Source organism: Streptomyces sp. 6-11-2 (assembly GCF_006540305.1).
In the GTDB taxonomy this organism is placed as follows: Bacteria; Actinomycetota; Actinomycetes; order Streptomycetales; family Streptomycetaceae; genus Streptomyces.
This window is the reverse complement of sequence record NZ_BJOR01000001.1, coordinates 3773470-3786244: the sequence shown is the minus strand read 5'-3', so window position 1 is coordinate 3786244 and position 12775 is coordinate 3773470. Positions and strand designations below refer to the sequence as shown.

The following is a 12775-nucleotide window of genomic DNA, read 5'->3' as shown; positions in this document are numbered from 1 at the left end:
TCACAGAACCTACTTCTTCTTGCCCTGGTTCTTGACCGCCTCGATGGCGGCTGCCGCGGCGTCCGGGTCGAGGTACTTGCCGCCCGGGGTGACGGGGCGGAAGTCGGCGTCGAGTTCGTAGTAGAGGGGGATGCCGGTGGGGATGTTGAGGCCCGCGATGTCGGCGTCCGAGATCTGGTCGAGGTGCTTGACCAGGGCGCGCAGGCTGTTGCCGTGGGCGGCGACCAGGACCGTCCGGCCGGACAGGAGGTCGGGGACGACCGAGTCGAACCAGTACGGGAGCATGCGGACGACGACGTCCTTCAGGCACTCCGTCTGCGGGCGCAGCTCCGGCGGGAGGGCCGCGTAGCGCGGGTCGGAGAACTGGGAGTACTCGGCGTCGCGGTCCAGCGGCGGCGGCGGGGTGTCGTAGGAGCGGCGCCACAGCATGAACTGCTCCTCGCCGAACTCCTGAAGGGTCTGGGCCTTGTCCTTGCCCTGGAGAGCACCGTAGTGGCGCTCGTTCAGACGCCAGGAGCGGTGGACCGGGATCCAGTGGCGGTCGGCGGCCTCCAGCGCGAGCTGGGCCGTGCGGATCGCGCGCTTCTGGACGGAGGTGTGGACCACGTCGGGCAGCAGGCCGGCGTCCTTCAGCAGCTCACCGCCGCGGACTGCCTCCTTTTCGCCCTTCTCGTTGAGGTTGACGTCCACCCAGCCGGTGAACAGGTTCTTCGCGTTCCACTCGCTCTCGCCGTGGCGGAGCAGGATCAGCTTGTACGGTGCGTCGGCCATGCCTCAGAGCGTAATCCACGCATTCGGCCCCCTGCCCCGGCGCCCAGCAGGCGGACGGCGGGCGGACAGCCGCCCCGCTGCGGTGGCCGACAGTTGACGGCTTCTGCTAATTGAGTAGTCCCGCACATCCCCCTCCTCGTAAGTTGTGCTCGCTACTTCAGCCGCTTACATCCCCGGGGGGTCGTCCATGTCCGTCGCCAGTCTCAGACGTGCCGCCCGGGAGACCGTCTCCGGGCTCCCCCGTGAGTTCTGGTGGCTGTGGACCAGCACCCTCGTCAACCGGCTGGGCGCCTTCGTCGCCACGTTCATGGCGCTGTACCTGACCCTCGGCCGCGGTTACTCCGCCTCGTACGCCGGTCTGGTCGCCGCGCTGCACGGGCTCGGCGGCGTCGTCTCCTCGCTCGCCGGGGGTGTGATGGCGGACCGGCTCGGACGGCGGCCGACCCTGCTCGTCGCCCAGGCCTCCACCGCCGTGTCCGTCGCGGCGCTCGGGTTCGTCCGGGATCCCCTCGCCATCGCCGCCGTCGCCTTCCTGGTCGGTATGGCCAGCAACGCCTCCCGGCCGGCCGTGCAGGCGATGATGGCCGACATCGTGCGCCCCGAGGACCGGGTCCGCGCCTTCTCCCTCAACTACTGGGCGATCAACCTCGGCTTCGCCGTCTCCTCCATGGCGGCCGGCTTCATCGCCGAGTACAGCTATCTCGCCGGCTTCCTGATCGAGGCCGCGATGACGCTGGCCTGCGCGATCGTCGTCTTCCTGAAGGTGCCCGAGTCCCGGCCGGGCACGGACGCGCAGGTGAGCCACGAGGGCGGCGACGCCGTCCGGCTGTGGACCGTCCTGCGGGACGGGCGGTTCATGGGCGTCGTCGGGGCATCCTTCCTGATCGCCGTCGTCTTCCAGCAGGGGGCGGTCGGGCTGCCGGTCGCCATGGGCCGGGCCGGGTTCACGCCCGCCGACTACGGCATGGCCATCGCCGTCAACGGGGTCCTGATCGTCGCCCTGCAGATCCCGGTCACCCGTTTCATCGAGCACCGGGACCCCGGGCGGCTGCTGATCGTCTCCGCCCTGCTCGCGGGGTACGGCTTCGGGCTCACGGCGTTCGCCGGGTCGGTCGGCGTGTTCGCGCTCACGGTGTGCGTGTGGACCCTCGGCGAGATGATCAACGCGCCCACCCAGACCGGGCTGGTCGTCCGGCTCTCCCCGGTGCACGGGCGCGGGCGCTACCAGGGCGTCTACACCCTGTCCTGGTCGGTGGCCGCCCTGGTCGCGCCGCTGATGTCCGGTGCCGTCATCGACCGGCTCGGTGCCGAGTGGCTCTGGGGCATGTGCGCGGCCGTCGGCACGGCCGCCGCCCTCAGCTACTGGGTCCTGATGCGCCGCCTGCCGAAGGCCGAACCGACCACCGTGGAGTCCCGCACCGAGCCCCGTACCGAGGTCGGCACGGCGTGAGGCCGGCCGGCGCGGCCGTCGCCTAAGGGTGCATCCGCGCGCCCTTCAGCACCTTGTCCACCGCGTTGCGCGGGCCGTGGACAGCGAGGCCCACGAGGTCCAGCTCGCCGGTCGGCACGGCCCGGACCGCGGCCCGGTTGTCACGGTCGTTGCCCGTGGTGAACAGGTCGGAGGTGAAGACGGCGCGCGGCAGGGCCCGGGACAGGGCCCGCCCGTGCGCCGCGGTCAGCGTCTCCTTGGCGCCCTGGAAGACCAGCACCGGCTGGCGGAACATCGGCAGGTACGGCACCTCGTCGGCGTCCTCGTACGGCTCCCCGATGATCTCCGGGACCGTCGTGCCGAGGCCGCTGACCAGGAACGCGGTGACGTTCAGGCGCTGCCAGGTCTCCAGGTCCTCGCGCAGCAGGACGGCGATCTTGGTGTCGAAGCGGATGGGCTGCTCGTCGTTCATGGGACGAGACTCCCGAACGCGGTACCGCGCCGTCTTGTACGTTCTTTGCATGGCCCCGCAGCGGAACGTCTCCGCCTGGCGCCCGCGTGTCCCGGGCGTCGTGGAGGTGTTCCACGCGCACTTCACCGAGTACGCCTATCCGATGCACGTGCACGAGGCGTGGACGCTGCTGATCGTGGACGCCGGCGCCGTTCGGTACGACCTGGACCGGCACGAGCACGGCACCCCGCACGACACCGTGTCCCTGCTGCCGCCGCACGTCCCGCACAACGGCTCGCCCGTCGGCCCGGGCGGCTTCCGCAAGCGGGTGCTGTACCTGGACGCCACCCACCTCGGCGACGAGCTCATCGGGGCGGCCGTGGACGGGCCGGACGTGCGCGATCCGGTACTGCGCCGGAGGGTCGGGCAGGTGCACACCGCGCTCGCCCTGCCCGGTGACGAGCTGGAGGCGGAGAGCCGGCTGGCGCTCGTCGGCGAGCGGCTGCGCGCCCATCTGCGGCCACGGCTCGCCGTCGGGGCCCCGCGCCGCGACCCCGCCCTCGCCCGCCGGCTGCGCGAACTGCTCGACGAGCGGGTGCCGCAGGGCGTCACGCTCGACGAGGCCTCGGCTCTCGTGCAGGCCCATCCCACCCACCTGGTACGGGCGTTCAGCGGGGCGTACGGCATCGCTCCGCACCAGTACCTGATGTCCCGCCGGGTGGACCGCGCCCGCAGGCTGCTGCTGGCGGGGCTGAAACCGGCCGAGGTGGCCGCCGAGACCGGCTTCTACGACCAGGCCCATCTCACCCGGCACTTCAGGAAGCTCGTGGGGGTGACTCCGGGGCGGTACGGCCGCGGGACCTCGCACGGCAGGAACGGGAAGTGACCTGATCCCGCGGCCGCGGCGAGGGCGGAATCAGTCGGCCGGACGCTGGGTCAGGTGCGCGAACGCCTCGAGGTTGCGGGTCGATTCGCCGCGCGAGACGCGCCAGGCGTACTCGCGGCGGATCGCCGAGGCGAAGCCGAGCTCCAGGAGGGTGTTGAAGCTGCCGTCGGCCGCCTCCAGGACCTGGCCGAGCAGCCGGTCGACCTCGTCGGCGGTCACGGCGGCCAGCGGCAACCGGCCGGTGAGGTAGATGTCACCGAGCTGGTCGACGGCGTAACTCACGCCGTACAGCTTGAGGTTGCGCTCCAGCAGCCAGCGGTGGACGGCGGGTTCGTTCTCGTCGGGGTGACGGATGACGAAGGCGTTCAGGGACAGCGAGTGCCGGCCGACGATCATCGACAGGGTGGTCGACAGCTTGCGGATGCCGGGGAGCTTCACGACGTAGTTGCCGGACCGCGGGCTCTCCCAGTCCAGTTCGGCGCCCTTGAGGACGTCCTCGACGACCCGCGTCGCGCGTTGCTGCTCCGCCTCACCCGTGGCACCCGTGGCGCTACCCATGGGGCGAGCGTACGCGACGCCGGTGGGCCTGCAACGCGGCCGTGTACACGTCCGCCGTGGCCGCCGCCGACGCGTCCCAGCCGAAGGACCGTGCGTGCCGGGCGGCGGCGGCGCCCATCCGGTCGGCGAGGTGGGGGTTGTCCGCGAAGCGGCGCAGTAGGTGCGCGTAGTCGGCCGGATCGTGGCCCTGGACCAGGAATCCGGTCTCACCCTCCCGTACGGCCACCGGCAGCCCGCCGACCGAGGCGGCAAGGACCGGAGTGCCGGTCGCCTGCGCCTCTATCGCGACCAGGCCGAAGGACTCGCTGTAGGAGGGCATGACCAGGACGGACGCGGCCCGGAACCAGTCGGCGAGCCGGTCCTGCCCGACCGGCGGGCAGAACCGTACGACGTCGGCGATGCCGAGCCGGGCGGCCAGCTTCTGCAGGCCCTCCGGCTTGGCGAGGCCGCTGCCGCTCGGGCCGCCGACGACGGGGACGACGATGCGGGAGCGCAGTTCGGGCCGCTGGTCGAGGAGGACGCCCACGGCCCTCAGCAGCACGTCGGGGGCCTTGAGCGGCTGTATACGGCCGGCGAACAGCGGGATCAGGGCGTCCTGCGGCAGGCCGAGGCGGGCGCGGGCGGCGGCGCGACCGTCGCCGGGGCGGAAGCGGGTGAGGTTCACGCCGGGGTGTACGACGGCGACCTTGGCGGGATCGGCGCTGTAGTGCCGTACGAGTTCGGCGGCCTCCTCGTCGGTGTTGGCGATCAGCCGGTCGGCGGCGGCGACGATCTGGGTCTCGCCGATGACGCGGGCGGCGGGCTCGGGGGTGTCGCCCTCGGCCAGGCTGGCGTTCTTGACCTTGGCCATGGTGTGCATGGCGTGCACCAGGGGGACGCCCCAGCGCTGCGCGGCGAGCCAGCCGACGTGTCCGGAGAGCCAGTAGTGGGAGTGGACGAGGTCGTAGTGGCCGGGGCGGTGGCCGGCCCAGGCCTGCATCACGCCGTGCGTGAAGGCGCACAGCTGGGCGGGCAGGTCCTCCTTGGCCAGGCCTTCGTAGGGGCCGGCGTCGACGTGCCGGACGAGGACGCCCGGGGCGAGTTCGACGGCGGGCGGCAGGTCCCCCGCGGTGGCGCGGGTGAAGACCTCGACCTCGACGCCCTGGGCGGCCAGACGCTGGGCGAGTTCCACGATGTAGACGTTCATGCCGCCGGCGTCGCCCGTGCCGGGCTGGTGGAGCGGTGAGGTGTGCACGGAGAGCATGGCGACGCGCCGGGGCCGGCGGTGCAGTCGCAGCCGCGGGGGTGCCGTCGGGGAACGACGCCCGAGCCTGCTGACGTACTGGCTCACGTGGCGTTCCTCCTCGTTTCGGGCATGCCGGACGGGGGCGCCGAGCGCCCTCCAAGACCCAACGCCGGAGCACCTGACTCCATTTCCGCTACCGGTTCCTTTGCCCAATCATTACCGGCTCTCGCTCAACCGTTCGACCCCAGGACGCGTAACGCATGCGCGCCGAGCGCCCGGAGGTGCCACGGGTGCCACCCGGTCGCGGCATGACACACCCACGCGCGACCAGCACTGCGGGTACCGCAGATCCAGGACGTGACGCACTCGCGTGCGCCGCGCGGCCCGACCGCCGGAACGGCGCGGCCCGCGTGCCGCATGGCTCGACGCGCCTGTCGCATGGCCACGGCGGCCGGTGCCGCCCGGTGGGCCGACAGGTTCGGCTGGGCGGGCACGGCCGGCGTGCCGCGTTCAGGTCAAGGCGGCGAGCCGACGTGGTGGCGGGGCTCCTGCGGGGTACGTCCGTACGGTCGGGGCCGGCGGGCGCCATACCCTCGTACGCATGACATCCCGCGCAGCGACCCTCCCCCACTCTCGGCTTCGCTCGAGCGGGGGGACCCCCGTCGTGGGAACGGTGACGCGCGGGACGACCAACCCCAACCGGCTCCGCCGCATGGACCGCTGGATCGCGGCCGTGCACGGCGCCGAGTTGCGCCGGGCCGCCGATCCGGTGGCCGTCGACCTCGGCTACGGCGCCGCCCCCTGGACGGCGGTCGAACTGCTGCACCGGCTGCGCACCGCCGCTCCACGCGCGCGCGTGGTGGGCGTGGAGATCGAACCGGCCCGGGTCGCGGCCGCGAAGCCGTACGAACGCGACGGGCTCGTCTTCCGGCACGGCGGCTTCGAGGTCCCGGTCCCGCAGCGTCCGCACCTCATCCGCGCGGCGAACGTGCTGCGGCAGTACGACGAGGAAGAGGTCGCCGCCGTCTGGGAGCGGCTGCGCACGCGGCTCGCCCCAGCCGACGGGCACTCGCGCGGAGGCCTGCTGGTCGAGGGCACCTGCGACGAGATCGGCCGCCGGCACGTGTGGGTCGCGCTCGGCCCGGAGGGCCCCCGCACGGTGACCTTCGCCACCCGCCTCGGCTCCCTGGACCACCCGTCCGACCTGGCCGAACGCCTCCCGAAGGCGCTCATCCACCGCAACGTCCGCGGCGAGCCGGTGCACGCCTTCCTGCGCGACTTCGACCGCGCCTGGGCGAGCGCCGCGCCGTACGCCTCCTACGGCGCGCGCCAGCGCTGGATCCGCACGGTGCGCGACCTGGCGGCCGACTGGCCGGTGACGGACGGCCCGACGCGCTGGCGACAGGGCGAAGTGACGGTCGACTGGCGGGCGTTGGCACCGCGCGACTGACCGGCGACCACCCCACGACGGCCCACGCAACCGACCCGCGACCACCCCACGACGGCCCACGCAACCGACCCGCGACCACCCCACGACGGCCCACGCAACCGACCGGCGGCGGCCCACGCATCCGCCGTGACCTGCGGGGAACGATCTTTGCGGGTCGTTCGTCACACAGGCGGGAGATCGCCGGGAGATCGCCACACCTCTGTCGCTTTGCGCCGAGTCGTGGCACGATCGCCCGAGCGTCCACATGTTACTGACGGTTAATCAGCTGGGGGGCCGAGTATGGGACGGCGCAGGCACACCGTGCTCGCGGCGGCCGTGACCGTGGTCTGCGCGGTCACGCTGCTCGGAGCGCCGGGCACCGCGTTCGCACGCGCACTGCCGGACCCGGCCCCGTCCGCCTCCCCCGCTCCCTCGCCCTCCCCCTCCGTCACGCTCGCGCCGGACAAGGACCTCCAGGCCGTCCGCGCCAAGCTGGAGGAGCTGTACCACGACGCGGCCGTCGCCACCGACGCCTACAACCTGGCCAAGGAGAAGGCGGAGAAGCAGTCCGCCGAGATCACCGACCTGAACCGGAAGATCGCCGACGAGCAGCGGAAACTGGACGGCCTGAAGGACCGCGCCGGCGCCGCGGCCCGCGCCCAGTACCGCACGGGCGGTCTGCCGCCCGAGGTCCAGCTGATGCTGGGCAACGACCCGCAGGACTTCTTCGACGGCGCCGGCCGGGTGCTCCAGGGCCAGCGGGCGACCAAGGGCCTGATCGAGGAAACGACCCGCACCCAGCAGGACTTGAAGCTGTACGCGGACGACGCCGCCGACCGCTGGCAGAAGCTGGAGGCGGGCCGCAAGGCCAAGGCCGCGGCGAAGAAGCGGATCAAGGAGCGGATCAAGGAGGCCGAGCAACTCGAGGCCACGCTGGAGAAACGGCAGCGCGAGCGCCTCGCCGAACTGGAGCGGCAGGCCGCCGACCAGGCGCAGTCGGCCTGGCTGGGCACCGGCATCCTCGACGAGCTCAACGGCAAGGCGTCCGCGGCGGGCAAAAAGGCGGTCGAGTTCGCCACGGCCCAGCTCGGCAAGCCGTACGAGTGGGGCGCCGAGGGTCCCCGGACGTACGACTGCTCGGGACTCACCTCCCAGGCCTGGTCGGCGGCCGGGAACCCCGTCCCGCGCACCTCGCAGCAGCAGTGGAGGCAGCTGAAGCGCGTGGACATCAAGGACATGCGGCCCGGCGACCTGGTCATCTACTTCGGCGACGCCAGCCATGTCGGGATGTACGTCGGCGACGGCACGATCGTCCACGCCCCGCGGCCGGGACGCACGGTGACGCTCGCCGGGGCGGGCTCGATGCCGATCCTGGGCGTCGTACGGCCCGACGCGGACTGAGACTCCACCCCCCGGCCGGCCCCCGGTGACCCCGGCCACGTGACCGACCGCACCCCCGGCCGCCGCCAAACCCACGGGAGACGTGACCTTCGTCATTCCGTCCCCGGCGGCGTCGTGTCCAACTCCGGTAGGGATCGCGGCATATGACAGCGGCGAAAGCCGGAGCGACGCGCCTCACACCATTCCCCCACGGCGCCGACTACCGCTAATGTCCCCGTCGGCGGCGCGAGGTCCCTCGTACCCGCCATGCCCTCGGGGGGAGGGAAGGAACCCAGGACAATGCCCGTGCCCGTACCGCGGCAGAGGACAGTCCCGGCCGCGGAGTGCGACCAGACGCAGACCGCGTCCCACGGCGACGGCACCTCCGCAGCACAGGCCCCGCGTAAGGAAGTAACGGTCGAGAAGGACAACCGCGCCGGCACCCAGGCCAACAACACCCAGCTCACGCTGCTGCTGATCGAGGACGACCCGGTCGGCTCGCCGATGGTGCCCGAACTGCTCGACTCGTCCGGCAAGGCGATCCGCGTGCGCAGGGCCCGCAACCTCACCGAGGCCGAGCGGCTGCTCACCGACGACGTCCACTGCATCCTGCTGGACCTCGCGCTGACCGCCCCCGGCCGGTCCTCGGGCGACGACGAGCTGGCCGTGCTCAGGCACGTGCTCGAACTCGCGCCCCGGCACGCCGTCCTCGCGCTCACCTCCTCCGGTGACGCCGAGCGCGCCGCCCAGGCGGTGCGGGTCGGCGCCCAGGACTACCTGTTCCGCGACGAGCTGGACGGGCGGCTGCTCAGCCGGGCGATCCGCTACGCGGTGGAGCGCAAGCGCTCCGACACGGCCGAGCGCAGGCTCGCCGAGGGCAGGCTGCGCGCGCAGGAGAACCGGCGCCTGGAGCGTGGCCTGCTGCCGACCCCCCTGCTGGACGGGTCGACGCTGCGCTTCGCCTCCCGCTACCGCCCCGGCCGCTCGCGCGCGCTGCTCGGCGGCGACTTCTACGACGCCGTCCGCACCCCCGACGGCACCGTGCACGCCATGATCGGCGATGTCTCCGGACACGGCCCCGACGAAGCGGCGCTGGGCGTGGAGCTGCGTATCGCCTGGCGGGCACTGACCCTGGCCGGGCTGTGCGGGGACGAGCTGCTGGGCACGCTCCAGCAGGTGCTGGAGCACGAGCGCTCCGACGACGAGATCTTCGCGACGCTGTGCGCGGTGGACATAGCGCCCGACGGGCGCCGCGCGGGACTGTGCCTGGCCGGCCACCCGTCACCGCTGGTGATCACTCCCGGCAAGCCCGCCCGGCTGCTGCCGTACGAGAACAACGGCCCCGCCCTGGGCCTGCTGCCCGGCGCCCGCTGGCCCCGGATGCAGGTGGAGCTGGGCGCCGAGTGGAGCCTGATGCTCTACACCGACGGCCTGATCGAGGGCCGGGTCGGGCAGGACGGTGAGCGGCTGGGCCAGGACGGCATGGTCGAGGTGGTCCGCCGCGGGCTCGACCAGGGTCTGCGCGGGGAGGGACTGCTGCGGGCGACGGTGAACGAGGTGCGCGGACTCAACGGCGGCGAGCTCACCGACGACGTGGCGGTGGTCCTGCTGGACCGGGAGCCGTAGGCAACCGGTCCGGGGGGCCGGCCGGCGGTTCACCGACCGCCGTTGTAGGGCCCGTACGGGCCGTCGCTGCTGCTGCCGCGGCGGCGCCCCCACCCGTTCCCGCCGGAGACCTGCTTGAGCGCGGGCCGTACGTCGACGATGTAGACGATGCTCGCGATGACGCCGATGATCGGCAGGAACGAGAAGATCGAGAACAGGTAGCTCACCGCGAGCGCGATGCCCAGGATGATCAGCCAGAAGATCTTGTTCTGCTTGTCGGCCGCGCGGAAGGCGTCCTCGCGCCGGAACGCGGCGTCGAACAGCCCGAACGCGGCCAAGCCCATCAGAACGATCTTCAGAATCCCCAGGAGCCCCTGGAAGCCCAGCATCAGCATGTTGCCCACCGCCCGTTCTCTCCCGATTCCTACGCGGTCACCGTACCCGTAGAACGGGCCGGACACCCCAAGGGTGCCCGGCCCCGCTGCCCATCGCCCATACGGGTGAGGCGCTCCGGCGTGTCGCCGCCTGCCCGACGGGCCGCATCGCCGCCTGCCCGACGGGCCGCATCGCCGCCTGCCCGACGGGCCGCATCGCCGCCTGCCCGACGGGCCGCATCGCCGCCTGCCCGACGGGCCGCATCGCCGCCTGCCCGACGGGCCGGATCGCCGCCTACTTGGCGGGCGGGGTGGTCTTCTTCGCCGTGGGCGGGGCCTTGCGCTCGGCCGGACCCTTCTTCGCCTGGTTCTTCTTGGCCGTGATCGGCGTGGCCCCGGTCTCGGCGGACTCCTCCTTGACCACGACCGGCTGCGCCTTCGGCTCGGGCTGGGGCTCGACGGCGACGGCGAGCTCCTCGACCCCTCCGGCGATGTCCTCGATGCCCTCGGCCGCCTGGCCGCGCCAGGTCTTCACGGCCTGCTCACCGTGCTCGGCGACCTTCTCGTAGGTCTCGCGGGCCTTGACGGCGTACTCGGCGGCGACGCCGACGCCGCGCAGGGCGAGGTCCTGGGCGCTCTCGCCGAGCTTCTTCAGATCGGCGTCGAGGTTGGTGCTGAGCTTCTTCAGGTCGGTGTCGAGGTAGTTCAGGAAGTCGGTGACCTTGGTCTGGAGGTTCTCCTGCGTCTCCTTGACCCGGACACCGGCCTCCTTGGCGCGGGCGGTGGCCCGCTCCTGGACGGCCTTCGGGTCGGTGTTGCGCACCGCGTCGATACGGGCCGGGGCCTCGGCGCGCAGCTGGTCCACCAGGGCGGGCACCTTCTTGGCCTGCTGGAGGGCCAGGTCCGCGGTGCCCGCGGCGAAGTAGAGCGGCGTGGGGTCGCTGAGGGTCTTGCGCAGGTCGTCGGTGATGGCCATGGTGAGGGTTCTCCCGGATCGCTTGTGGCTGAGGGTTCTGGGTTTCCGCGGTGGTCGGGCCGGGCGCCCGGCCCGTACGAGCCGTGACCGTGGGATCGCTGGGATCAGTCGGCCGCCTCCCGCGGATCGGCGTCGCTGCCGCCGGACGTACGGATACGGCGCCGCCCGGCGGGGGCGGGCCGGCCGCCGTCCGCCTCGGCGGCGGGGCGGACGGGTATGGAGCCGCCGTCGGCGCCGGCGCCGTCGCCCGCCGCGCGGGTGCCGTGGGCGGTGGTGCCACCGGTGTCACCGGTGCCGCCGTCCTGGACCGCCCGCTCACCGGAACCGTCCGTCTCGGCGGTCCCGAACCCGTTCTCCTTGCGGAAGGACTCGTAGATCTGGAGCAGCACCTGCTTCTGCCGCTCGTTCAGCGACGGGTCGGAGAGGATGACGGCGCGCGTCTCCACGTCGTCCCGGTCCCGCTCGGCGTCGAGGATCCCGGCCCGCACGTACAGCGTCTCGGCGGAGATCCGCAGCGCCTTGGCGACCTGCTGGAGCACCTCCGCGCTCGGCTTGCGCAGCCCGCGCTCGATCTGGCTCAGGTACGGATTGGACACCCCGGCGGCGTCGGCGAGCTGCCGCAGCGACAACTGCGCGTTGCGCCGCTGCTCGCGCAGGTACTCACCGAGATTGCCGACGTTGAGCGATGCCATGCCTCCACCTTGCACCACCCTTGCTAACAATTGCAAGCAACCTGCTTGCAAGAGTGTGCCCCGGCGGTCGGGAACGAGGTTGCCGGGTGCGACGGAACCGTGCGCGAAGGGCCCGGCGTCCCTCCTTGACACAAGATCACGGCTGCCGACGGAGACCCGGGACATGACAGGCACTGCCCCTCGATACCTCTATCTCGCCCGGCACGGTGAAGCGTCGGCGGACGAGACGACCCTGACGCAGAGCGGCCGGCGCCAAGCCTCCCTGCTCGGTGAACGGCTCCGGAGCACCCCGCTGTCGGCGATTCACCACGGGCCGCTGCCCCGGGCGCGGCAGACGGCCCGGCTGATCAGTGCACAGCTCGGCGACGTCCCGATGCACCAGTCGGAGCCGGCCGGCGACTACGTCCCCCATCTGCCGGCGAAGGAGGAACTGCCACCGGATGCGGCCGACGCCATGCTCGGCTTCCTCGCCCAGGTTTCGGAGGAGGAGCGCGAGCGTGGTCCGGCGCTGGCCCGGGAAGCACTCGCGGAATTCACGGGGCCGGTCGACGGCGATCGCCCCCGCCATGAACTCGTCGTCACGCACAGCTTCCTCATCGGCTGGCTGGTCCGAGCCGCCCTCGACGCGCCCGAGTGGCGCTGGATGGGCCTCAACCACGGCAACGCGGCGCTGACGGTCATCCGCTACGCACCCGGCAGACCGTCCTCCGTACTCGTCCACAACGACATGCGGCACCTGCCCGCCGAACTGCGCTGGACCGGCTTCCCGCCCGAACTCCGCATCTGAGACCGGCCACCGGGCTCACCGGGGCGGGTGACGGCCGGGCCCGGGCCCGGCCTTGGGGCCTCTCGTTTGGATCATGCCGGGCTCGCGGGCCCTGGCACCGCTCCCCCGAGCTCTTCGAGCAGGGGGTACCCCCAGCCGCGTTGTCGTCGGTCGGCAGGGCTCCGCCCTGCCGCCCTCCTCCGCCTTGCGACGCACGGCACCGGACCCCGCTC

The 12775-nt window shown here is 72.6% G+C and carries 13 protein-coding genes; 6 read left to right on the top strand and 7 right to left on the bottom strand.

Annotation, left to right across the window (positions count from 1 at the left end; all coding sequences use genetic code 11):
• Window positions 1–9: 9 nt before the first annotated feature.
• Window positions 10–771, bottom strand: coding sequence for a phosphoglyceromutase (locus TNCT6_RS16485; protein ID WP_141360082.1), 762 nt, complete (start codon window positions 769–771; stop codon window positions 10–12).
• Between the two features lie 187 nt (window positions 772–958).
• Between TNCT6_RS16485 and TNCT6_RS16480 the strand changes: the two genes are divergently transcribed.
• Window positions 959–2221: an MFS transporter gene (locus tag TNCT6_RS16480; protein WP_141360081.1), complete on the top strand. Its 1263-nt coding sequence runs from the start codon at window positions 959–961 to the stop codon at window positions 2219–2221.
• A 22-nt stretch (window positions 2222–2243) separates the two neighbouring features.
• On the opposite strand, the gene TNCT6_RS16475 is transcribed toward TNCT6_RS16480, so the two are convergent.
• Window positions 2244–2723, bottom strand: coding sequence for a DUF2000 domain-containing protein (locus TNCT6_RS16475; protein WP_141360080.1), 480 nt, complete (start codon window positions 2721–2723; stop codon window positions 2244–2246).
• Between TNCT6_RS16475 and TNCT6_RS16470 the strand changes: the two genes are divergently transcribed.
• A complete protein-coding gene (locus TNCT6_RS16470) occupies window positions 2722–3537 on the top strand; it encodes an AraC family transcriptional regulator (protein WP_141360079.1) in 816 nt (271 codons plus the stop codon). The genes TNCT6_RS16475 and TNCT6_RS16470 overlap by 2 nt on opposite strands.
• Before the next feature lie 30 nt (window positions 3538–3567).
• On the opposite strand, the gene TNCT6_RS16465 is transcribed toward TNCT6_RS16470, so the two are convergent.
• Together TNCT6_RS16465 and mshA are read right to left on the bottom strand one after the other, a co-directional pair.
• A complete protein-coding gene (locus TNCT6_RS16465) occupies window positions 3568–4095 on the bottom strand; it encodes a YbjN domain-containing protein (RefSeq protein WP_141360078.1) in 528 nt (175 codons plus the stop codon).
• Window positions 4088–5425: a D-inositol-3-phosphate glycosyltransferase gene (gene mshA / locus TNCT6_RS16460; protein WP_141360077.1), complete on the bottom strand. Its 1338-nt coding sequence runs from the start codon at window positions 5423–5425 to the stop codon at window positions 4088–4090. Before mshA ends, TNCT6_RS16465 begins: the two co-directional genes overlap by 8 nt.
• A gap of 559 nt (window positions 5426–5984) precedes the next feature.
• On the opposite strand from mshA, the gene TNCT6_RS16455 reads away from it, so the two are divergent.
• From TNCT6_RS16455 to TNCT6_RS16445, 3 genes are all read left to right on the top strand, one after another.
• Window positions 5985–6770, top strand: coding sequence for a class I SAM-dependent methyltransferase (locus TNCT6_RS16455; RefSeq protein ID WP_141360076.1), 786 nt, complete (start codon window positions 5985–5987; stop codon window positions 6768–6770).
• A gap of 279 nt (window positions 6771–7049) precedes the next feature.
• The gene (locus TNCT6_RS16450) at window positions 7050–8150 is read left to right on the top strand and encodes a C40 family peptidase (RefSeq protein ID WP_172632922.1); all 1101 of its coding nucleotides are present in this window, start codon (window positions 7050–7052) and stop codon (window positions 8148–8150) included.
• Window positions 8151–8429: 279 nt separating this feature from the next.
• The gene (locus TNCT6_RS16445; RefSeq protein ID WP_172632921.1) at window positions 8430–9755 is read left to right on the top strand and encodes a PP2C family protein-serine/threonine phosphatase; all 1326 of its coding nucleotides are present in this window, start codon (window positions 8430–8432) and stop codon (window positions 9753–9755) included.
• Between the two features lie 29 nt (window positions 9756–9784).
• Here the strand turns inward: TNCT6_RS16445 and TNCT6_RS16440 are convergent, their stop codons facing one another.
• From TNCT6_RS16440 to TNCT6_RS16425, 3 genes are all read right to left on the bottom strand, one after another.
• On the bottom strand, window positions 9785–10129 hold the full coding sequence (locus TNCT6_RS16440; protein ID WP_172633215.1) for a DUF2516 family protein: 345 nt from the start codon (window positions 10127–10129) through the stop codon (window positions 9785–9787).
• 274 nt (window positions 10130–10403) lie between these two features.
• A complete protein-coding gene (locus TNCT6_RS16430; RefSeq protein ID WP_141360073.1) occupies window positions 10404–11084 on the bottom strand; it encodes a hypothetical protein in 681 nt (226 codons plus the stop codon).
• A 104-nt stretch (window positions 11085–11188) separates the two neighbouring features.
• Entirely contained in the window at window positions 11189–11776 is a 588-nt protein-coding gene (locus tag TNCT6_RS16425; protein ID WP_141360072.1) for a helix-turn-helix domain-containing protein, read from the bottom strand.
• A 163-nt stretch (window positions 11777–11939) separates the two neighbouring features.
• On the opposite strand from TNCT6_RS16425, the gene TNCT6_RS16420 reads away from it, so the two are divergent.
• On the top strand, window positions 11940–12563 hold the full coding sequence (locus TNCT6_RS16420) for a histidine phosphatase family protein (protein WP_141360071.1): 624 nt from the start codon (window positions 11940–11942) through the stop codon (window positions 12561–12563).
• The last annotated feature ends 212 nt before the right edge of the window (window positions 12564–12775 follow it).